At 59.6% G+C, this 22037-nt stretch carries 17 protein-coding genes and 4 tRNA genes; 15 read left to right on the forward strand and 6 right to left on the reverse strand.

All coding sequences use genetic code 11. The features are described 5' to 3' along the window. The first annotated feature begins 50 nt into the window (after window positions 1-50). Window positions 51-680, forward strand: coding sequence for a peptidase C39 family protein (locus tag HX875_RS29805; protein WP_177048278.1), 630 nt, complete (start codon window positions 51-53; stop codon window positions 678-680). Between the two features lie 39 nt (window positions 681-719). Here HX875_RS29805 and pbpG read toward each other — a convergent pair whose 3' ends face one another. Continuing rightward, the gene (pbpG, locus tag HX875_RS29810) at window positions 720-1652 is read right to left on the reverse strand and encodes a D-alanyl-D-alanine endopeptidase (RefSeq protein WP_177048280.1); all 933 of its coding nucleotides are present in this window, start codon (window positions 1650-1652) and stop codon (window positions 720-722) included. A gap of 208 nt (window positions 1653-1860) precedes the next feature. Continuing rightward, window positions 1861-2715: a bifunctional methylenetetrahydrofolate dehydrogenase/methenyltetrahydrofolate cyclohydrolase FolD gene (gene folD / locus HX875_RS29815; protein WP_177048282.1), complete on the reverse strand. Its 855-nt coding sequence runs from the start codon at window positions 2713-2715 to the stop codon at window positions 1861-1863. A gap of 230 nt (window positions 2716-2945) precedes the next feature. Here folD and HX875_RS29820 point away from each other — a divergent pair. The 11 genes from HX875_RS29820 (at window position 2946) to HX875_RS29870 (ending at window position 12998) form a co-directional block, all read left to right on the forward strand. Continuing rightward, window positions 2946-3022, forward strand: a tRNA-Arg gene (locus HX875_RS29820). 32 nt (window positions 3023-3054) lie between these two features. Then, window positions 3055-3130 (forward strand) — tRNA-His (locus HX875_RS29825). A 53-nt stretch (window positions 3131-3183) separates the two neighbouring features. Next, a tRNA-Leu gene (locus tag HX875_RS29830) sits at window positions 3184-3268 on the forward strand. 82 nt (window positions 3269-3350) lie between these two features. Beyond that, window positions 3351-3426: transfer RNA gene (locus HX875_RS29835), tRNA-His, on the forward strand. Window positions 3427-3829: 403 nt separating this feature from the next. Next, window positions 3830-5140 (forward strand): trigger factor, encoded by a 1311-nt coding sequence (tig, locus tag HX875_RS29840; RefSeq protein ID WP_177048284.1) that lies wholly within the window; start codon window positions 3830-3832, stop codon window positions 5138-5140. Window positions 5141-5232: 92 nt separating this feature from the next. After that, complete coding sequence (gene clpP, locus HX875_RS29845) at window positions 5233-5868, forward strand: ATP-dependent Clp endopeptidase proteolytic subunit ClpP (RefSeq protein ID WP_003174822.1); 636 nt, start codon at window positions 5233-5235, stop codon at window positions 5866-5868. A 112-nt stretch (window positions 5869-5980) separates the two neighbouring features. Continuing rightward, on the forward strand, window positions 5981-7264 hold the full coding sequence (clpX, locus tag HX875_RS29850; RefSeq protein WP_003207856.1) for an ATP-dependent Clp protease ATP-binding subunit ClpX: 1284 nt from the start codon (window positions 5981-5983) through the stop codon (window positions 7262-7264). Between the two features lie 151 nt (window positions 7265-7415). Further along, a complete protein-coding gene (lon, locus tag HX875_RS29855) occupies window positions 7416-9812 on the forward strand; it encodes an endopeptidase La (RefSeq protein ID WP_003207858.1) in 2397 nt (798 codons plus the stop codon). Between the two features lie 146 nt (window positions 9813-9958). Further along, the gene (locus HX875_RS29860; protein ID WP_003174819.1) at window positions 9959-10231 is read left to right on the forward strand and encodes an HU family DNA-binding protein; all 273 of its coding nucleotides are present in this window, start codon (window positions 9959-9961) and stop codon (window positions 10229-10231) included. A gap of 230 nt (window positions 10232-10461) precedes the next feature. Continuing rightward, the gene (locus HX875_RS29865) at window positions 10462-12336 is read left to right on the forward strand and encodes a SurA N-terminal domain-containing protein (RefSeq protein ID WP_177048286.1); all 1875 of its coding nucleotides are present in this window, start codon (window positions 10462-10464) and stop codon (window positions 12334-12336) included. A 95-nt stretch (window positions 12337-12431) separates the two neighbouring features. Beyond that, window positions 12432-12998: an AAA family ATPase gene (locus HX875_RS29870; RefSeq protein WP_177048287.1), complete on the forward strand. Its 567-nt coding sequence runs from the start codon at window positions 12432-12434 to the stop codon at window positions 12996-12998. A 1-nt stretch (window position 12999) separates the two neighbouring features. Here the strand turns inward: HX875_RS29870 and nhaA are convergent, their stop codons facing one another. Then, entirely contained in the window at window positions 13000-14334 is a 1335-nt protein-coding gene (nhaA, locus tag HX875_RS29875; protein WP_177048289.1) for a Na+/H+ antiporter NhaA, read from the reverse strand. Between the two features lie 116 nt (window positions 14335-14450). After that, window positions 14451-15629 (reverse strand): MFS transporter, encoded by a 1179-nt coding sequence (locus tag HX875_RS29880; RefSeq protein WP_177048291.1) that lies wholly within the window; start codon window positions 15627-15629, stop codon window positions 14451-14453. Between the two features lie 126 nt (window positions 15630-15755). Here HX875_RS29880 and HX875_RS29885 point away from each other — a divergent pair, with 126 nt between their 5' ends. Continuing rightward, a complete protein-coding gene (locus HX875_RS29885) occupies window positions 15756-16655 on the forward strand; it encodes a LysR family transcriptional regulator (RefSeq protein WP_177048293.1) in 900 nt (299 codons plus the stop codon). Between the two features lie 89 nt (window positions 16656-16744). Next, a complete protein-coding gene (locus HX875_RS29890; protein ID WP_177048295.1) occupies window positions 16745-17575 on the forward strand; it encodes a DUF2242 domain-containing protein in 831 nt (276 codons plus the stop codon). On the opposite strand, the gene aceE is transcribed toward HX875_RS29890, so the two are convergent. Beyond that, a complete protein-coding gene (gene aceE, locus HX875_RS29895) occupies window positions 17576-20245 on the reverse strand; it encodes a pyruvate dehydrogenase (acetyl-transferring), homodimeric type (RefSeq protein ID WP_177048297.1) in 2670 nt (889 codons plus the stop codon). A 145-nt stretch (window positions 20246-20390) separates the two neighbouring features. Here aceE and HX875_RS29900 point away from each other — a divergent pair, with 145 nt between their 5' ends. Further along, window positions 20391-20861 carry a MarR family winged helix-turn-helix transcriptional regulator gene (locus tag HX875_RS29900; RefSeq protein WP_177048299.1) on the forward strand — a complete coding sequence of 157 codons (471 nt, stop codon included), beginning with the start codon at window positions 20391-20393 and terminating at the stop codon, window positions 20859-20861. Window positions 20862-20996: 135 nt separating this feature from the next. On the opposite strand, the gene HX875_RS29905 is transcribed toward HX875_RS29900, so the two are convergent. Next, entirely contained in the window at window positions 20997-22016 is a 1020-nt protein-coding gene (locus HX875_RS29905) for a transketolase-like TK C-terminal-containing protein (protein ID WP_177048301.1), read from the reverse strand. Between the last annotated feature and the right edge of the window lie 21 nt (window positions 22017-22037).

The following is a 22037-nucleotide window of genomic DNA, read 5'->3' on the forward strand; positions in this document are numbered from 1 at the left end:
TGCGGTTTCCCTCGAACATTAAAACCTCCTGGTGGGTCGCAGCCTGTTTCATGGGGCTGGCGGCCTGCTCCTCGCATCCCAAACCCACGAGCATCCCGGGCCTGCCGGAGAGCGTCGAGCTCAAGGGCGTGCCGGCTTTTCGCGGTGAGACCTACCTCGGTGGCCCGGCCGCTCTGGCCAGCATGCTGTCCCAACAAGGCATTGTGATTACACCGGGCCTGTTGGATAAGCCGCTGCATCTGCCGGGCGCCGAAGCAGACCTTGAGCGCAACATGCAGGTGTTGGCCCGTGAATACGGGATGCTGGTGTACCCGCTGGACGACCAGTTGCCGGCGATGCTGGCGCAGGTCGCCGCCGGCTACCCGGTGATGGCGCGCATCACCCAGGGCTCGACCTTCTGGGCCGGGGCGCGGTATGTCGTGGTGGTGGGCTACAACAAGCAGAAGAGCATGGTGCTGTTGCGTACGGGGTTGGCGCGACGCATGCCGATGGATTTCGGCGCCTTTGAGTCGGCTTGGAAAGACGGCGGCAAGTGGGCCGTGCTGATTCAGCGGCCTACCCAGTTACCGGTCAAGGTCGACGCCCAGCGCTGGCAGCAGGCGGCCAGTGCCACGGCCCAGGCGGGCCAGGAGCAGGCGGCGGCCCAGGCGGTCAAGGCCCTGGCCAGTCAGGCCAAATAAAAAACGGCGCTCAAGGGCGCCGTTTTTTCATGTCGCTGTTCAGCGGGACTCGGTCACCTGAACATTCGCCCGTGGGCGGTTCTTCAGGTTCTTGTCAGCCTTGTAGCGCAATGCGACGTCTGGCACCGAACCGCTCTTGCCGGTCTCGACCCAGCTGCGGATGCGGCCGGCATCGGCAAAGTGGGTGAATTTGCCGAAAGCGTCGAGGATCACCAGCGACACCGGGCGATTGCCCATGCTGGTCACCAGCACCAGGCAGTGGCCGGCCTGGTTGGTAAAGCCGGTCTTGGTCAGCTTGATGTCCCAGTTGGCGCGGTTGATCAGGTGGTCCGTGTTGGAGAAGCCCAGGGTGTAGTTGGGTTTGCGGAACGATACGGTCTTTTCCTTGGTGGTACTCAACTGGCTGAGCATCGGGTATTTGCGCGCGGCGGCCAGCAGCTTGCTCAAGTCGCGGGCGGTGGACACGTTGTGGATCGACAGGCCGGTGGGTTCAACGTAATGGGTGCTGGTCATGCCCAGCGCCTTGGCCTTGGCGTTCATTGCCGCGATAAATGCCGGGTAGCCGCCCGGGTAGTGGTGGGCCAGGCTGGCGGCGGCGCGGTTTTCCGAGGACATGAGGGCAATCAGCAGCATCTCTTTGCGTGGCATTTCGCTGCCGATCTTGACCCGGGAGAACACGCCTTTCATCTCCGGCGTGTCCTTGATGTTGATGTCGATGTATTCATCCATGTTCTGCTTGGCCTCCAGCACGATCAGGCCGGTCATCAGTTTGCTCACTGAGGCGATCGGCACGATGACATCCGGGTTGCTGGCATAGATGATCTTGTTGGTCTGCAGGTCTACCACCATCGCACTGCCGGAGGCGATGTGCAGGGTGGACATGTCGCGGGGAGCGGTAGTGGTTTCGCTTGCGCTCGCGAAGGTGCCTGTAAATGCAAAAAATAGGCTGACAATGGAAAGATGAATTTTCACGCGGATGAACTCGCTAAAAAAGTAGGGATATACCGTTCTGCACGGACTTTCTGATAAATGCCGTTACATTTTAGGAGTATGGATCAGAAACTGTCGAATGTTCTTCTGAAAACAGATGAAACCCCTTAAAAACAAAGAAAAAAGTACTTTTTATCCGGCTAATAAAAAGCCCTGCGATAAGGCAGGGCTTTTTCAGAGCGGCTGGTTATTAGCTGTGCAGGGTTTCGGCTGCGTACAGGGTATTTTCCAGCAGGCAGGCGCGGGTCATCGGGCCGACGCCACCCGGTACCGGGGTGATCCAGCCGGCACGGGGCAGGGCAGTTTCGTACACCACGTCGCCTACCAGTTTGCCGTCGTCCTGGCGGTTGATGCCCACGTCGATCACGATGGCGCCTTCCTTGATCCACTCACCCTTGACCAGGCCTGGCTTGCCGGCGGCGACTACCACCAGGTCGGCGCGGCCGACGTGGCCAGCCAGGTCCTTGGTGAAGCGGTGGGTGACGGTCACGGTGCAGCCAGCCAGCAGCAGTTCCATGGCCATCGGGCGACCGACGATGTTCGATGCGCCGACGATGACTGCATCAAGGCCGTACAGGTCGACGCCGGTGCTTTCCAGCAGGGTCATGATGCCCTTCGGCGTGCACGGGCGCAGCAGCGGGATGCGCTGGGCCAGGCGGCCGACGTTATAAGGGTGGAAACCGTCGACGTCTTTGTCCGGGCGGATGCGTTCGAGCAATTTGGACGCGTCCAGGTGCTCGGGCAACGGCAGTTGCAACAGGATGCCGTCGATGGCCGGATCGTCGTTGAGGCTGTCGATCAGGTCGGTGAGGGCTTGCTGGGTGGTGTCAGAAGGCAAGTCGTAGGCTTTGGAAATAAAGCCGACCTCTTCACAGTCTTTACGCTTGTGCGAGACATAAACCTGAGAGGCAGGATCGCTGCCGACCAGGATCACCGCGAGACCCGGCGTGCGCAGGCCTTGTTGGCTGCGCTCGGCGACTCGTTTGGCGATCTGCTGGCGCAGGCTGGCGGCGATTGATTTGCCGTCGATAAGTTGTGCAGTCATTACGCGTGATTAACCATCGAGAGGGGGAAGAAAAGTGCGCGCATTCTCGCATGTCGTGGCGTGAGGGCAAAGGCGCTTGGTCTGCAAATTCCCCTAACCCCTTAAATAAAATGAATTTTTTATAAAAAGGATTTGACGGGTTTCGGGTGCATCTATACTATTCGTCGCACTTGTCGGGCACAGCCTAGCACTGGTTAGTTTGTAATCCTCCAAGAGTACAGATTAATAAGGCGCCCGTAGCTCAGCTGGATAGAGCATCCGCCTTCTAAGCGGATGGTCGCAGGTTCGAGTCCTGCCGGGTGCGCCATTAGGCAGCTTTGGCACAAGTAGCGCAATATGGTGGGCGTAGCTCAGTTGGTAGAGCACGGGATTGTGACTCCCGTTGTCGAGGGTTCGATCCCCTTCGTCCACCCCATATTCAGAGGGCGCCAGATTAACAGTCTGGCGCCTTTGCTTTAAGAGCTTCATGCGGATGTGGTGGAATTGGTAGACACACTGGATTTAGGTTCCAGCGCCGCGAGGCGTAAGAGTTCGAGTCTCTTCATCCGCACCAAATAAAGTTTCGAGAAGGCCGGCTGGTCGTCACGAAGCTCAACAAATAGCCGTTTTGACAGGCTTTTTGGTCACGCAATATGGTGGGCGTAGCTCAGTTGGTAGAGCACGGGATTGTGACTCCCGTTGTCGAGGGTTCGATCCCCTTCGTCCACCCCATATTTCGAAAGGCGCCAGATTAATAGTCTGGCGCCTTTTTTGTTTCAGCGGTTTGAAGTTTCAACGCAGTCGCAGGTGCTGGGCTGCAAGGGCAGGGCGTTTCGTCGTATTTATGTTGCTCGATGATGCTGCGCTGCCCGCCGGCCTTGCTCGCAAGGTCGGTTGTCAGGGAGATGATTGGCAGCCTCTTCTATATATAGAAGGGTTGGCGCAGAGCCCTGGCGTGATGGGATGTATTTGCTAACGGGGCGAGGTGCATTCGTGCATTCGCACCTATAAATTGCCTGCTGCTTTTTTACCCGTTTTCAGTAGGGTGACTTCTTGAGTTTGACCCACTAGAATGCATGCCCTTGATTCTGGGGTCGGAAACGGCCGGCTAACGTCTGTGCAACGAGGAATATCCATGCAAGTTTCTGTTGAAAATACTTCTGCTCTTGAGCGCCGCATGAGCATCACCGTGCCGGCTGAGCGCATCGAGACTCAGGTCAACAAGCGTCTGCAGCAGACTGCCCAAAAGGCCAAGATTGCCGGCTTCCGTCCGGGCAAAGTGCCAATGAGCGTGATTCGTCAGCGTTATGAAGCTGATGCGCGCCAGGAAGCGGTAGGCGACGTTATCCAGTCTTCCTTCTACGAAGCTGTGGTTGAGCAGAAGCTGAACCCGGCCGGCGCTCCTTCGGTTGAGCCGAAAGTGCTGGAAAAAGGCAAGGACCTGGAATACGTCGCAACCTTCGAAGTGTTCCCTGAGTTCACCGTTGCCGGTTTCGAATCCATCGCTATCGAGCGCCTGAGCGCTGATGTAGCTGATTCGGACCTGGACAACATGCTGGAAATCCTGCGCAAGCAGAACACCCGTTTTGAAGTGGCCGACCGCGCTGCCCAGAACGAAGACCAGCTGAACATCGATTTTGTTGGCAAGGTTGACGGCGAAGCATTCGCTGGCGGCTCCGCCAAGGGTACTCAGCTGGTGCTGGGCTCCAACCGCATGATCCCTGGTTTCGAAGACGGCCTGGTTGGCGCTAAAGCCGGCGAAGAGCGCGTTCTGAACCTGACCTTCCCGGCTGACTATCAGAACCTGGACCTGGCTGGCAAAACCGCCGAGTTCACCGTGACCGTCAACACCGTTTCCGAGCCTAAGCTGCCAGAACTGAACGAAGAATTCTTCAACCAGTTCGGCATCAAGGAAACCGGCATCGAAGGTTTCCGCACCGAAGTTCGCAAGAACATGGAGCGTGAGCTGCGTCAGGCCATCAAATCCAAGGTCAAGAACCAGGTGATGGACGGTCTGCTGGCCGCCAACCCGATCGAAGTGCCGAAGGCCCTGCTGTCCAACGAAGTGGATCGTCTGCGCGTGCAGGCTGTTCAGCAGTTCGGTGGCAACATCAAGCCTGACCAACTGCCGGCCGAGCTGTTCGAAGAACAAGCCAAGCGCCGCGTTGTGCTGGGCCTGATCGTGGCTGAAGTGGTCAAGCAATTCGACCTCAAGCCTGACGAAAGCCGCGTTCGCGAAATGATCCAGGAAATGGCTTCGGCCTACCAGGAGCCTGAGGCTGTTGTGTCCTGGTACTACAAGAACGACCAGCAGCTGAACGAAGTGCGTTCGGTTGTGCTGGAAGAGCAAGTTGTGGATACTGTTCTGCAGAAGGCTAAGGTGACCGATAAAGCGGTCTCTTACGAAGAAGCAGTCAAGCCGGCTGAAGCAGCACAAGCCGACTGATCGCTCAACTCGTTTGAAAATACACCCATAAGCCAGCCTCGCGCTGGCTTATGCGTATTCAAGACATGACTATTTGGGAGTAACTGCAGAGCATGTTCCGTAATTCGTATATTCAGCAGAACTCTGATATCCAGGCCGCTGGCGGCCTGGTCCCGATGGTTGTCGAGCAATCTGCTCGTGGCGAACGCGCCTATGACATCTACTCGCGCCTGCTCAAGGAGCGAGTGATCTTTCTGGTTGGTCCGGTAGAGGACTACATGGCCAACCTGATCTGTGCGCAGCTGCTGTTCCTTGAAGCGGAAAACCCGGACAAGGACATCCATCTCTACATCAACTCCCCGGGCGGTTCGGTAACGGCTGGCATGTCGATCTACGACACCATGCAGTTCATCAAGCCGAACGTATCGACCACCTGTATCGGTCAGGCGTGCAGCATGGGTGCTTTCCTGCTGACCGCTGGTGCTGAGGGCAAGCGTTACTGCCTGCCGAACTCGCGCGTGATGATTCACCAGCCACTGGGCGGTTTCCAGGGCCAGGCATCGGACATCGAAATCCATGCCAAGGAAATCCTCTTCATTCGTGAGCGTCTCAACACGCTGATGGCCAAACATAGCGGGCACACCCTGGAAGAGATCGAGCGCGACACCAACCGTGACAACTTCATGAGCGCCGAAGCCGCGCGTGAATACGGGTTGATCGACGCAGTGATCGAAAAGCGCCCCGCTTAATATAAGCAGCTCAAAATAGGGCAGGTCGGCACGTCCGACCACCAGTGGGCTTGAAAAAGCCCTCAATAGCCTTCATCTTGTGTTGCAAGCCTATCGGATTTGGATCGAACGAATGACTGACACCCGCAACGGCGAGGACAACGGCAAGCTGCTCTATTGCTCCTTCTGTGGCAAAAGCCAGCATGAAGTGCGCAAGTTGATTGCCGGCCCCTCGGTGTTTATCTGCGACGAGTGCGTCGACCTGTGCAATGACATCATCCGCGAGGAGGTGCAGGAAGCCCAGGCCGAAAGCAGCGCGCATAAATTGCCTTCGCCTAAAGAAATCAGCGGCATCCTTGATCAGTATGTGATTGGTCAAGAGCGTGCAAAGAAGGTTCTGGCCGTAGCGGTGTACAACCACTACAAGCGTCTGAACCAGCGTGACAAGAAAAGTGACGACGTCGAGCTCGGCAAAAGCAACATCTTGCTGATCGGTCCTACAGGCTCGGGTAAAACCCTGCTTGCAGAAACCCTGGCTCGCCTGCTGAACGTTCCCTTCACCATCGCCGACGCAACCACTCTTACCGAGGCCGGTTACGTAGGTGAAGACGTCGAGAACATCATTCAAAAGCTGCTGCAGAAATGCGATTACGATGTGGAAAAGGCCCAGATGGGCATTGTCTACATCGATGAAATCGACAAGATTTCGCGCAAATCCGACAACCCGTCGATCACCCGGGACGTTTCCGGTGAAGGCGTGCAGCAGGCGCTGTTGAAACTGATCGAAGGTACTGTTGCTTCCGTACCGCCACAAGGCGGCCGCAAGCATCCACAGCAGGAATTCCTTCAGGTTGATACGCGCAATATCCTGTTCATCTGTGGCGGTGCGTTCTCCGGTCTGGAAAAGGTTATTCAAAACCGTTCCACCCGTGGCGGCATTGGTTTCAGTGCAGAAGTACGCAGCAAGGAAGAAGGCAAGAAAGTCGGTGAATCCCTGCGTGAAGTCGAGCCTGACGATTTGGTCAAGTTCGGTCTGATCCCGGAATTCGTTGGCCGTCTGCCAGTGCTGGCGACGTTGGACGAGTTGGATGAGGCTGCGTTGATGCAGATCCTCACCGAGCCGAAAAACGCCCTGACCAAGCAATATGCCAAGCTGTTCGAGATGGAAGGTGTGGACCTCGAGTTCCGTGCTGACGCGCTCAAATCGGTGGCCAAGCGGGCGCTGGAGCGCAAGACCGGCGCCCGTGGTTTGCGCTCGATCCTCGAAGGCGTACTGCTCGACACCATGTACGAAATCCCCTCGCAGTCCGAGGTGAGTAAAGTGGTGATCGACGAAAGCGTTATAGAAGGCAAGTCCAAGCCACTGTATATCTACGAAAACAGTGAGCCGGCTGCCAAGGCTGCGCCAGACGCGTAAGCGTTGCGTCGCTGAGCTGTACAAAATAAAGGGGCCTTAAGGGGCCCCTTTGTTTTTACTGCGTTTAACTGATGCCATTACGCTTGTTTTTTTTGCAGGCAGCCCCCATCTTGGTTTCAAGCTTACTTTCATCTGTCATAGAGGCGAAATCATGAAGACAACCATCGAATTGCCTCTCCTGCCGTTGCGTGATGTCGTCGTCTATCCGCACATGGTTATCCCGCTGTTCGTGGGGCGCGAGAAGTCTATCGAAGCCCTCGAGGCCGCGATGACGGGCGACAAGCAGATCCTGCTGCTGGCCCAGAGAAATCCTGCTGACGATGATCCAGGCGAAGATGCCCTGTATCGCGTTGGTACCGTTGCAACTGTCCTGCAATTGCTCAAGCTGCCTGATGGTACCGTCAAGGTGCTGGTGGAAGGCGAGCAGCGCGGTGCGGTCGAACGCTTCATGGAAGTGGACGGCCATCTGCGTGCCGAAGTGGCGCTGATCGACGAAGTCGACGCCCCTGAGCGCGAATCCGAAGTGTTCGTGCGCAGCCTGCTGTCCCAGTTCGAGCAATACGTGCAACTGGGCAAGAAAGTCCCCGCAGAAGTCCTCTCGTCCCTCAACAGCATTGATGAGCCAAGCCGCCTGGTCGACACCATGGCCGCGCACATGGCGCTGAAGATCGAACAGAAGCAGGACATTCTCGAAATCATCGATTTGTCTGCCCGGGTCGAACACGTCCTGGCGCTGCTGGATGCCGAAATCGACCTGTTGCAGGTTGAGAAGCGCATTCGCGGCCGTGTCAAAAAGCAAATGGAGCGCAGCCAGCGCGAGTACTACCTGAATGAGCAGATGAAGGCCATTCAGAAAGAGCTGGGTGACAGCGAGGAAGGCCATAACGAAATCGAAGAGCTGAAAAAGCGCATCGATGCCGCCGGCCTGCCGAAAGACGCCTTGACCAAAGCCACTGCCGAGCTGAACAAGCTCAAGCAAATGTCGCCGATGTCGGCCGAAGCCACCGTGGTTCGTTCCTATATCGACTGGCTGGTGCAGGTGCCGTGGAAGGCCCAGACCAAAGTTCGCCTGGACCTGGCCCGCGCCGAAGACATTCTGGATGCCGATCACTACGGCCTCGAAGAAGTCAAAGAACGTATCCTCGAATACCTCGCCGTGCAAAAGCGCGTGAAGAAGATTCGCGGTCCGGTTTTGTGCCTGGTCGGTCCTCCTGGTGTGGGTAAAACCTCCCTGGCGGAGTCGATTGCCCACGCAACCAACCGTAAATTCGTGCGCATGGCCTTGGGCGGTGTGCGTGATGAAGCGGAAATTCGTGGCCATCGCCGGACTTACATCGGTTCGATGCCAGGAAGATTGATTCAAAAGATGACAAAGGTGGGTGTGCGCAACCCGCTGTTCCTGCTCGATGAAATCGACAAAATGGGCAGCGACATGCGTGGCGATCCGGCCTCCGCTTTGCTGGAAGTGCTCGACCCCGAGCAGAACCACAATTTCAACGACCATTACCTGGAAGTCGACTACGACCTGTCCGACGTAATGTTCCTGTGCACCTCCAACTCGATGAATATTCCGCCAGCCTTGCTGGACCGGATGGAGGTGATTCGTCTGCCGGGTTACACCGAAGACGAGAAGATCAACATCGCCGTCAAATACCTCTCGCCCAAGCAGATTGCGGCCAACGGCCTGAAAAAAGGCGAGATCGAATTTGATGCCGACGCGATCCGCGACATCATTCGTTTCTACACCCGCGAGGCCGGTGTACGGGGCCTTGAGCGTCAACTGGCGAAGATCTGCCGCAAGGCCGTGAAGGAACATGCGCTGGAAAAACGCTTCTCGGTGAAGGTCACCGCCGACCTGCTGGAACACTTCCTGGGCGTGCGTAAATTCCGCTACGGCCTGGCTGAGCAGCAGGACCAGGTGGGCCAGGTCACAGGCCTGGCGTGGACCCAGGTGGGCGGCGAGTTGCTGACCATCGAAGCCGCCGTTATCCCGGGCAAGGGGCAACTGATCAAGACCGGTTCGTTGGGTGACGTGATGGTCGAATCCATCACTGCCGCGCAGACCGTGGTGCGCAGCCGCGCCAAGAGCCTGGGGATCCCCCTGGACTTCCACGAGAAGCACGACACCCACATCCACATGCCGGAAGGGGCGACGCCGAAAGACGGCCCTAGCGCAGGCGTAGGCATGTGCACGGCACTGGTATCAGCCCTCACCGGGATTCCGGTGCGTGCCGATGTGGCCATGACCGGTGAAATCACCCTGCGTGGCCAGGTACTGGCCATTGGTGGCCTCAAAGAGAAATTGCTGGCTGCACACCGCGGTGGTATCAAGACCGTGATCATTCCTGAAGAGAATGTTCGCGACTTGAAGGAGATTCCTGACAACATCAAGCAGGATCTGCAGATTAAACCGGTTAAATGGATTGACGAGGTCCTGCAAATTGCGCTGCAATACGCGCCGGAGCCCTTGCCGGATGTGGCTCCGGAGATAGTCGCGAAGGACGAAAAACGCGAGACTGACTCTAAGGAAAGAATTAGCACGCATTAATACGTTTAAGCCTGGGGGCTTCCTTGACAGCTTTTTAGAGCCCTTGTTATAAAGCGGCTCTTAAGTGTCTGTAGGCCATTCAGCACTGGTTTTTGCTTTCACCAAAAAACTTAGAATCATACTCAATAGATATAAGGGGACTTAGAGTGAACAAGTCGGAACTGATTGATGCTATCGCTGCATCTGCTGATATCCCGAAAGCCGCTGCTGGCCGTGCGCTGGACGCAGTAATCGAATCCGTCACTGGCGCTCTCAAGGCCGGCGACTCTGTGGTACTGGTTGGTTTCGGTACTTTCTCTGTGACCGATCGTCCAGCTCGCACTGGCCGTAACCCACAGACTGGCAAGGCTCTGCAAATCGCCGCTGCCAAAAAACCAGGTTTCAAAGCCGGTAAAGCCCTGAAAGAAGCCGTTAACTAAGCTTCGTTCAAGCCTTACCCATCCGGGTCGGACGCAGGTCTGACCTGGCAGCGGAGCGGCAGCTGACCCAAGTATCCATCGGGTCGCCACGCCGGGGGTGTGGGTTCAAACCCCCGTCCGCTCCGCCAGTTACGAGAAGGCGCATCCTCGGATGCGCCTTTCTTCTATCCGGACTCTACCCACGCTCCACGGTTGCCTAATTTTGAAGTTCAACCGTTTCTGGGGGACGCATGCTGCAGAATATCAGGGACAATTCACAAGGCTGGATTGCCAAGACCATTATCGGGATCATCGTCGCATTGATGGCGTTCACCGGTATCGAGGCTATTTTTCAGGCTTCGACCAACAACAAGCAGGACGTGGCCAAGGTCAACGGTGAAGAAATCACCCAAAGCGAACTGGGCCAGGCCGTCGACATGCAACGTCGTCAGCTGATGCAACAGCTGGGCAAGGACTTCGATGCTTCCTTGCTGGACGAAAAGCTGCTGCGCGACGCCGCCCTCAAAGGCCTGATCGATCGCAAGCTGTTGCTGCAAGGCGCCGCCGATTCGAAATTCGCTTTCTCCGAAGCAGCGCTGGATCAAGTGATCCTGCAGACACCGGAATTCCAGGTGGATGGCCAGTTCAACGCCGAGCGTTTTGACCAGGTGATCCGTCAGCTGGGCTACAGCCGTATGCAATTTCGTCAGATGCTGAGCCAGGAAATGCTGATCGGCCAGGTGCGTGCAGGCATTGCCGGCAGCGGTTTTGTCACCGATGCCGAAGTGCTGGCTTTTGCCCGTCTGGAAAAACAGACCCGCGATTTCGCCACCGTCAGCGTCAAGGCCAACCCTGCGGCGGTGAAACTCACCGACGACGAGGTCAAGGCTTACTACGACCAGCACGCCAAAGAGTTCATGACCCCGGACCAGGTGGTCATCGACTATCTGGAGCTGAAGAAGGCTTCCTTCTTCGACCAGGTCGCGGTCAAGGACGATGAGCTGCAAGCCCTCTATCAGAAAGAAACCGCCAACCTCGCTGAACAGCGTCGCGCGGCGCACATCCTGATCGAAGTCAACGACAAGACCACTGACGAGCAGGCCAAGGCCAAGATCGAAGAGATCCAGGCACGCCTGGCCAAGGGCGAGAAGTTCGAAGCCCTGGCCAAAGAGTTCTCCCAGGATCCGGGTTCGGCGAACAACGGCGGTGACCTCGGTTTCGCGGGTCCTGGCGTCTACGACCCAGCCTTCGAAACAGCGCTGTACGCGCTGAACAAGGATCAGGTCTCGGCTCCGGTGCGTTCGAGCTTCGGCTGGCACCTGATCAAGCTGTTGGGCGTTGAAGCACCTGAAGTGCCAACGTTTGCCAGCCTGAAAGACAAGCTGACCCGCGAGCTCAAGACCCAACAGGTTGAACAGCGCTTCGTCGATGCCACCAAGCAACTGGAAGACGCTGCATTCGAAGCTTCCGACCTGGCCCAGCCGGCGTCGGACCTGAAGCTGACCGTGCACACCTCCGCGCCGTTTGGCCGTGAGGGTGGCGAAGGCATCGCTGCCAACCGTGCCGTGGTGACCGCTGCATTCAGCCCTGAAGTCCTGGATGAAGGTGCCAACAGCACCGCCATCGAGCTGGATCCGGAAACCATCGTGGTGCTGCGTGCCAAAGAGCACCTGAAGCCTACCCAGTTGCCGCTGGAAAGCGTTGCCACTGCCATCCGTGCCCAGTTGACCAAGGAGCGCGCAAGCGCTGCGGCGAAGACTCACGCGGACGAGCTGATTGCCAGCCTGCGTGATGGCAAGACACCGCTGAACCAGCCGGTTGATGGCCAGGCCTGGAAAGTCACCGAAGGGGCTACCCGTGGCCAGGAAGGCGTCGAGCCTGCCGTGCTGCAAGCCTTGTTCCGCATGCCTAAGCCTGCGGCCAAGGACAAGCCGACCTTCACCAGCGTGACCCTGCCAGACGGTAGCCTGATGATCGTGCGCTTGAACGCGGTCAATGAAGCCGCTGCACCGACCGATGACGAGAAGGCTCAGTATCGCCGCTTCCTCGCGTCCCGTGTCGGCCAGCAAGACTTCGCCGCCTATCGCAAGCAGTTGGAAACCAAGGCTGAGATCAAGAAGTTCTGATCTCGTTACCAGCCTGAATAAAAAGACCCCGGCCTGAAGAGGCCGGGGTCTTTTTTTTACGTAATATTCAGGTAGGACGTTAAGGAGGCCAAACCATGAGTAAACGGATTTATATCAGCGGAGCTTCGGGTGCTGGCGTGAGCACGTTGGGCGCCGCCTTGGCTGACAGGCTTAACCTGCCTCATGTGGATGTCGATGATTACTATTGGTACCCCACGGACCCTCCCTTCGAGCAATCACGCCCGCCTGAAGAGCGGGTCGCGTTGTTGACCCAGGCGCTGGCTGACTCCCCTTGGGTGCTGTCCGGATCAATGGATGGCTGGGGCGCCGAGGTGATTCAAAACGCTGACTTGGTGGTGTTCATCGATACGCCAACGGCACTGCGAATCGAGCGCTTGAAATCACGGGAATCCCAACGGTTCGGTGCGCGGATCTTGCCGGGCGGGGATATGCACGAGAACCACCGGAAATTTCTCATATGGGCGCAAAGCTATGAGGCAGGCAACCGGGCCGGACGCAGCCGGCCCAGGCATGAGCGGTGGCTCAGGCAACTGACTACACCGGCCATTCGGTTAAACGGGGAAATCGCGGTCGCCGAGATGCTGATGAAGGTCGTCGCCACAATTTCCGAGTTGTCTCAACAGCCATCACCCAACGGTTGAGTCAACGCGCAAACTTGAGCTTGCCCCAGCTCAGGCCAATCACCGCTGCCAGGGACGAAGCGGTCAGCACACTCAGCTTGGCGGCTGACAGCAGCGTCGGATCGGAGAAGGCCAGTGACGAGATGAAAATCGACATGGTAAAACCAATCCCCGCCAGCAGGCCCACCAGGGCGACGCCGTTCCAGGTCAGGCCCTCCGGCAGTTGGCAGATATTCAGTTTGACCAGCGCAACACTCGCCAGCATCACCCCCAGCGGCTTGCCCAGCACCAACGCCAGGATCACGCCCATGAACACGCCGTGGGGCAGCGGGTCGTCCAGGTTGAACCCTTGCAGGCTCACCCCGGCGTTAGCCAGGGCAAACAGCGGCATCACGCCGAACGCTACCCACGGGTGCAAGCCCGCCTGAATACGCTGCACCGGCGGCAGCATTTCCCGCTGGGCCTCTCGTAACTGCTTCAATGGTTTGGCGACCTGATGGCCACTTTCAGCCGGTTGCGAAAGCCGGTCCATCAGCTCGTTAAAGGTGCGTCCGATGGTGTCCAGCGGACGTTCCCGAGTGGGCCTGGACGTAACCGGCGTCAGCAGCCCAAGCATCACGCCCGCGAGGGTTGGATGCACACCGGTCTTCAGCAGGCCAAACCAGACAATCGCCCCCGGCAGCACGTACACCGCGGCCTTGCCGATCCCCATCCGCTGAAAGATCAGCACCAGTGCCAGCCCGCAGGCCGCGATCACCAGGCCCATGTAATCCAGGCTGGCGGTGTAGAAAATCGCAATGATCAGGATGGCGACGATGTCATCGATGATCGCCAGCGCCAGCAGCAGGATGCGCACGCCGGCCGGAATCGATTTGCCCAACAGCGCCAGCACACCCACGGCGAACGCAATGTCAGTGGCCGTGGGCACTGCCCAGCCGCTGGCCGCTACCGTGCCATGGTTGAGCAGGGTGTAAATCAGCGCCGGCATCAGCACGCCACCCAATGCGGCGCCCAAGGGCAGGGTGGCCAGTTTCAGGTTGGCGAGTGCGCCGTCCCTGATTTCCTGGCGAATCTCGGCGCCCACCACCAGGAAGAAGACGGTCATCAGCCCGTCGTTCACCAGGAAGTGCAGCGAGCGCGAGACCGTGAAGTCTCCCAGCCCGATAGTGAGTGGGGTGTTCCAGAAGTGTTCGTAGGAATCGGCGACCGGGCTGTTGGCCCAGATCAAGGCGACGATCGCCGCCAGCAGCAACACGATGCCGCTGACCGCTTCGATACGTGAAAATCGCTCAAGCGCCGACAGCGCGCCTTCGACCAGAACCTGGGGGCGAGGAATTGCAGGGTGTTTATCAGGCACGACAAGTCTCCATTGGCGGCCCGACCAATGCTTATCCTTTAACCTGCGCTGTGCCGTATGCAGCAGCGCACCCGGTGCGATCATAAGAGTTAAGAAACATCACGTCACGTTTCTGTTTAAACATCGGTTAAACGAAACGTGGCCATCAGCGCCAGCAAGACCAAGGCGACGACGGCCCAGGGAAACGACGTCACGCCCCATCCCTGCAGCAACATGCCGCCCAGCAGCCCGCCGCCGGCAATACCCAGGTTCCACACGGTCACCAGCATCGACTGCGCGGCATCGGCTGAATCCCCGGCCGACTTGGCCAGCGCCGTTTGCAGCAAGGCCGGCAGTCCACCAAACGCCAGGCCCCACAATGCGACCGTGGTGTAGATCACGGGGGCCGAGGTAATCCAGAACGCCAGCGCCAGGGCTGACAGGGCGAACATCCCGCAGCTGATCACCAGCAAGGCGCGCAGCCGCTGATCAATCAGCACCCCGACCATCCAGATGCCCAGCAGTGCCGCCAGGCCAAACACCAGCAACACCTGATCAATGTCCGCGGCAATCCCGGCAGGCACTAGGAGCGGCGCGATATAGGTGTAGAGAATGTTATGGGCCAGCACGTAGGTGAAGGTCACAAACAGCACCGGACGAATCCCCGGCAATGCCAATACCTGACGCAGCCCCAGGCGTTTTTCCGCCTGTTGCCCGGCAAAGTCCGGGACTTGCCAGCGCACCCACGCCAGCAGCAGTACCGTAAGGCCGCTCATGATCGCAAAGCTCAGGCGCCAGCCCACCGTGGTGCCCAGGAATGTCCCGGCGGGCACCCCCAACGACAGCGCCAGCGGCGCGCCAAGCATGGCCACGGCAATCGCCCTTCCTTGCAGGTGCGGCGCAACCATACGGCTGGCGTAACCGGCCAGCAGCGCCCACAGCAACCCCGCGAACACCCCGGCGAAGAACCTCGCCACCAGGGTCAGCAGGTAATCACTGGATAACGCCGTGACGCTGTTGACCAAGGCAAACCCGCCGATGGCAAGCATCAGCAACGGCCGCCTGCGCCAGCCACGGGTGGCGATGGTCAGGGGAATGGCGGCCAGCAGCGAGCCGAGGGCATACAGGGTCACCAACTGGCCCACCAGGGCGTCGGACACGCCGAGGCCGGCGCCCATTTGCGGGAGCAGGCCCGCCGGCATGGCTTCGGTGAGGATGGTGATGAAGCCGGCGGTCGCCAGTGCCAGCAGGCCGCTCAAGGGCAGTCGTTCACGGCTTGCCGCAAGCGTTGTGGAAGGTAAGGCGCTGTCACTCATGTTTGTTGGCTCCGGTTTCGGACGAAAGGGCAGGGAGCCAGAGTAGGGTGCTGCGCGGTGTAGAAAAACAGGCTAAGGTTCCGAACTTATCGGACGTCAGCGTCCGCAATCCTCGGGAGCGAGACGATGGACAGCCTGGGCAGTATTTCAGTGTTTGTGCAGGTGGCGGAAACCCGCAGCTTTACCGAGGCCGGGCGCCTGCTGGGGGTGTCGTCCTCGGCCATTGGCAAAAGCATCGCGCGCATCGAGGAGCGCCTCGGTGTGCGGCTGTTCCATCGCAGTACCCGCAGCATCACGTTGACCAGCGAGGGTGCGCTGTTCCTCGAACGCTCCCGGCGCATCCTGGCAGAGGTCGAGGCTGCGGAACAGGAACTGAGCCAGGCATCCGCCACACCAAGAGGCAAGCTGCGTATCAGCTTGCCGCAAGTGCGCGGCCTGCTGATGCCGGTGCTGACGGATTTCATGCGGGCCTACCCCGAGATCGAGCTGGACGTGGACTTCTCCGACCGCATGGTGGACGTGATCGAGGAAGGCTTCGACGCCGTGATCCGTACCGGCAAGCCCGAGGATTCGCGCTTGATGGCTCGCCACCTCGGCTACTACCGTCTGGTACTGGTGGCATCCCCCGAATACCTGCGCCTGCATGGCACGCCACGCCAGCCCCGGGACCTGAACAGCCACGCCTGCCTGCGCCACAAGTTCTGCGCCACCGGCAAGCTGGAAGCCTGGCCACTGCGCCCGGAACCGGGCATGCCCGAGCCGATCCTGCGGGCGCCGCTGGTGTCCACCACCATCGAATCACTGATGCACGTGGCCCATGAAGGCTTGGGGATTGCCTGCCTGCCGGACTTTATGGTCCGCGAGTCGGTGGAGCAGGGCCGGCTGCAACGGGTGCTGGATTATTACCTGGAACACAGCGGCAGCTTCTGGATGCTCTGGCCATCAAGTCGCCACGCCTCGGCGAAATTGCGCGTGTTTATCGACCATATGGGCGAGCGGCTTTTTCCTGCAGACACCGTCCCGTAAGGCCGTGACGTTTTACCGACAGGAATTCGCGCGCCAAGGCCACGTTCTGTTGCACAATACCGCCCTGACTGTTTTCCTCAGGATTTTCGATGTCGACATCATTTCACTTGCGTAGCCTCGGGTTGGCGCTGGTGCTGGCGGGCGCTGCGGGCTGCTCGTCACCCAAGACCGCTATTTATGAACATGAAAACTTCGACGACTCCGGTACGTTTTCCCGTGATTATCCGGTCAGCGACACTGCAGCCTGCGAAGCGGCGCGGCGTGCGCTGTTGAGCCAGGGTTACATCATCACCAGCAGCGATCCGAAGCTGGTGGTCGGTAACAAGAGTTTCCAGCAGACCGGCGAGACTCACCTGCAAATCAGTTTCAACGTGGTGTGTGCCGACGATGGCAGCGGTGATCATCACTCGACGATGTTCGCCAACGCCTTGCAGGACCGCTACGCGCTGAAGAAGGTCAACAACTCCGCCAGCCTTGGTGTGGGTGTGTTGGGCTCGGTGTCGATGCCGATTGGCTCCACCGACGATTCCATGGTCAAGGTGGCCAGCGAGACCGTGTCTGCGCCGAAGTTTTATGAGCGCTATTTCGCGCTGGTGGACGTTTTCCTGCCCCAGGAAGTGAAAAAGGCTGCGCATATTCCAGAGAAGCCCAAGGCTGACCTGGGCATCCCGGAACCCAAGGCAGGTCCGGCGGCTGACAAGGCCGAGGCGCCTAAAGAAGCGCCGAAAGAAGTGCCCGCCACACCGGCAGCCCCGGTGACGCCTGCGGTCGAGCCTGCGGCATCGGAGCCGGTTGTACCGCCTGCCGAGCCTGCGCCGATTGCGCCAAAGGAAACCCCGGCACCTGCGCCGGAGGCTACCAACCCGGCGCTGCCGGCGCCGACCGAAGCGATCCCGCCCCTGCCGACGCCTGCGCAGTAACTACACCGCTACGGGGTTGGCCTTGTCGACGTTGATCCCGTAGCGGCTGATCGCCTCCGCCACCCTGGCACGGCTGATCAAGCCGTCATCCGCCAGTCCCTTCAGGGCCGCCAGTGCAATAAAGTGGCGGTCCACCTCAAAGAACTCACGCAAGGTTTCCCGGGTATCCGATTGCCCGAAGCCATCGGTGCCGAGCGCCACAAAGCGCCGGCCCGGCACGAACGGGCGAATCTGGTCAGCAAAGATCTTCATGTAGTCGGTGGCGACCACCACCGGGCCAGCCTGGCCCTCAAGGCACTGCTCGACATAGCTGGTGCGCGGTTCGCTCTCCGGGTGCAGCAGGTTCCAGCGCTCCACGGCATGGCCTTCACGGCGCAGCTCGGTCAGGCTGGTGACACTCCACACATCGCTGGCGACGCCGAAGTCGTCCTGCAACAAGTCAGCGGCGGCGATTACCTCCCGCAGGATCGAACCGCTGCCCATCAGTTGCACTCGCGGTTGCGCACTGTCTTCAGCCGCTTTCAGCCGGTACAGGCCCTTGAGAATTCCATCCTCCACGCCTTCGGGCATCGCCGGGTGCGGGTAGTTTTCGTTGAGCAGGGTGATGTAGTAGTAAATGTCCTCCTGCTCGACGTACATCCGGCGCATGCCCTCGCGAATGATCACCGCCAGCTCGAAGGCAAAGGTCGGGTCATAGGAAATACAGCACGGGATCACCGACGACAGCACATGGCTATGGCCATCGTCATGCTGCAAACCTTCGCCCATCAGCGTTGTGCGCCCGGCAGTCGCTCCCAGCAGGAAGCCTCGCGCCCGCGCATCGCCTGCGGCCCACGCCAGGTCACCGACCCGCTGGAAGCCGAACATCGAATAGAAGATGTAGAACGGCACCGTCATCAAGCCGTGGTTGGCGTAGGAGGTGCTCGCCGCGATCCACGAGGAAATGGCGCCGGATTCATTCAGGCCTTCCTGCATGATCTGCCCGTCCTTGCTCTCCTTGTAGTAGGAAAGCTGGCCGGCGTCCTGTGGTGTGTAGAGCTGGCCGACAGCCGAGTGGATGCCGATCTGACGGAACAGGCTTTCCATGCCGAAAGTGCGGGACTCGTCCGGCACGATGGGCACGATCAGTTTGCCCAGGTTCGGGTCCTTGAGCAGCGTGCCGAGGATGCGCACAAAGGCCATGGTGGTGGAGATCGAGCGTTCGCCGGTGTCCTTGAGCTGGGTGGCGAAGGCCTCCAGTTCGGGGATCTTCAACGACTCGACCGCGCTATGACGAGCCGGTACGTAACCGCCCAATGATTGACGGCGGGCGGCGAAATAGCGGGCTTCTTCGCTGTCGGCTGCAGGCTTGAGGTAAGGAATTTCGGCGAGTTGATCGTCAGCCACTTCCAGCCCGAAACGGTCACGGAAGGCTTTGACCGCCTCTGCGCCCATCTTTTTCAACTGGTGGTTGATGTTCTGGCCTTCGCCGGCCTCGCCCATGCCGAAGCCCTTCACGGTTTTCGCCAGGATCACCGTCGGCTGGCCGCTGTGACGCACGGCGGCAGCATAGGCGTTGTAGACCTTGTCCGGGTCATGGCCGCCCCGTGAGAGTTTCCAGATATCGTCGTCGGACATATCGGCAACCAGTGCCAGCAACTCGGGGTATTTGCCGAAGAAGTGTTCCCGCACGTAGGCGCCGTTTTGCGATTTGTAGTTCTGATAGTCGCCGTCCACGCATTCCATCATGCGCTGGCGCAGCAAGCCGCTGTTGTCCTTCTCCAGCAGCGCATCCCAGCCGCTGCCCCAGATCACCTTGATCACGTTCCAGCCGGCGGCGCGGTACAGGCTTTCGAATTCCTGGATCACCTTGGCATTGCCGCGCACCGGGCCGTCCAGGCGTTGCAGGTTGCAGTTGACCACGAAGATCAGGTTGTCGAGTTTCTCGCGCCCGGCCAGGGAAATGGCCGCCAGGGATTCCGGCTGGTCCATCTCGCCATCACCGAGGAACGCCCACACCTTGCGACCCTGGTGTTGCTTGAGGTTGCGGAATTCCAGGTAGCGCATGAAGCGCGCCTGATACGCGGCGGTGATCGGTCCGAGCCCCATGGACACCGTAGGAAATTGCCAGAAGTCCGGCATCAGCCGTGGGTGCGGATAGGACGATAAACCGTCGCCACCGGCTTCCCGGCGGAAGTTGTCCAGCTGCGCCTCGCTGATCCGGCCTTCGAGGTAGGCGCGCCCGTAAATGCCCGGCGCGGAGTGGCCCTGGATGTACACCAGGTCGCCATCGAAACTGTCGGTGCGGCCACGGAAGAAGTGGTCGAAGCCTACGTCATACAGCACGGCGGCCGACGCGTAGGTCGCGATATGTCCACCTACGCCTGAGTGCTTGCCGGCACGCAATACCATGGCCATGGCGTTCCAGCGGATAAACGCATTCAGCCTGCGCTCGGTGGCCAGGTTGCCGGGGTAGGGCAACTGACGGTCCACCGGGAGGGTGTTGACGTAAGGCGTGGTCACACGCCCGTAGAAGTCGCCATGCCGCGCCACGTCGAAATCCAGCAACTGATCAATCAGGTAATGCGCACGCGGGCGGCCTTCGGTGGACAGCACCGATTCGATGGACTCCAGCCATTCGCGGGTTTCCTGTGGATCGTCGTCGCGGCGTACTGCAGTGTTCGGGGTCATGTCAGGCTCCAGGGTGGACGGATTTCAACGTGTGGGCTCCTTGTGGGAGCTTTGCGAATGTAGTTGCAATTGCAACTACATGGCTGAATCTAGCGCGGGATGAGCTACTATTGCAACCTTCTTGAAATTCCCCGGATGGTGTTGCATGTCGTCGAAAGAGCCTGATGTCTGGTTCCGTTTTGTTCGGGCCCACCGGACGGTCATCCGTGAAATCGAACGGCGCCTGGCCGAGGCCGGGTTGCCGCCATACGCCTGGTACGACGCCTTGTGGGGCCTGGAAAGCGGCCCCGACGGCACCCGGCGCATGCATGAATTGGCCGATGTACTGGCCATCGAGCGCTACAACCTCACGCGCCTGGTAGACCGCCTGGAAAAGGACGGCCTGGTGCTGCGTTCGCGCTGCGACGGTGACGGGCGGGCCGCGTTTGTCTCGATCACCGAAGCCGGCCGGGTGTTGCGCAAAAAGATGTGGAAAATCTACGAAAGCAGCGTGGATGAGTTGTTTTTGTCGCAGCTCGACAGCGAACAGCGCCGGGGTTTTGCCGAGGCGTTGGAGCGTACTGCCGGGCTGGCGATGGAGGCGGGCGTGCAGCCCCGAGGGCGGCGTAAGGCCTGAAGCCAATATTCCAGGCGACGCAGATCCAGTGTGGGAGCTGGCTTGCCTGCGATGACGGACTGTCTGCCAGCGTATCTGCCCCTGACACACCGCTATCGCAGGCAAGCCAGCTCCCACACTTGAACGTATTCCACTTCATCTCAGGTGATATCGAAGCAGGGCGGCTTCCACCTGTGTTGTGTCGATACGGCCGTCATCCGCCAGTGCCTTCAACGCCAGCACGGCTATCCAGTAACGACTGGGTGCTGACGCCTCCACCGAACCCGCACCCAACGCTACAAACCTTGCATCCACATGCCCCGCCAACTGATCAACGATGGGCTGCGGGTAGCCGGTGACCGCGATCACCGGTGCGTCATTCCCGGCCAGGCACTCGCGCAGATGGCAGCTTCGCTTCGCTTCCAGGGGGTGCAGCCGATTCCAGCGTTGCGCCGCCTCGGCCTCACGGGCCAGGCGTGTGTAGCTGGGGCAACTCCACAATTGCGCCTCGACGTTCCAGTCGTCTTCAAGCAACTGCGCCGCGTGCACCACCTCGTCAAACGCCCGACCCGCACCCAGCAGGCTTACGCTCAACCCACTCGTATACGCCCGCGGGACCCGGTACATGCCCTTGAGCGCATCCTCGCAATCCTGCGGGCTCAGTCCCGGCCCATCGCCCTGATCATGCAGTGCCAGGTAATAAAACCCCGGCTGGCCGTCGACATACAGCGCCTGCAAACCCGCCAGCACAATGGCCTGGGCTTCCTCGCCGGAGGCCGGGTCATAAGGCGTGCAGTGCGGGTTGCTGGCCAGCCACAGAGGCAGTGACGGCGAGGGGCGGGTTTCGCTGTCGTTGCACAGGATGCCCCGCTGGCGGGTCTCGCTGGACAGCGCCCGCAGCTGCGCCGATGAAGCGGCGGTGTGCAGGTACAACAGGGGCTGTTCCCCGGTATTGCGCGCAAACCAGGTGGGCCAGTTCATTGCGCGGCGCGAGCGCGACTGGCCGCGAATCACCCACGCCTGTCGGCTGGACTCCAGGGTGTTGGCCATGGTCATCACGCTGTACAGCGGCGAGCAGCGAGGCTGCTGCGCGGCGTTCAAGGCGTCGATACAGAGCAGGGCGGAGCGTTCGGTGCTGGCAGTCATGGGCAGGGTCGCATGGCAACGGGTGCCCATAGCCTAATGGAGTCCTGCATG

It is taken from the genome of Pseudomonas yamanorum (assembly GCF_013386765.1).
Classification (GTDB): Bacteria; Pseudomonadota; Gammaproteobacteria; order Pseudomonadales; family Pseudomonadaceae; genus Aquipseudomonas; species Aquipseudomonas yamanorum_A.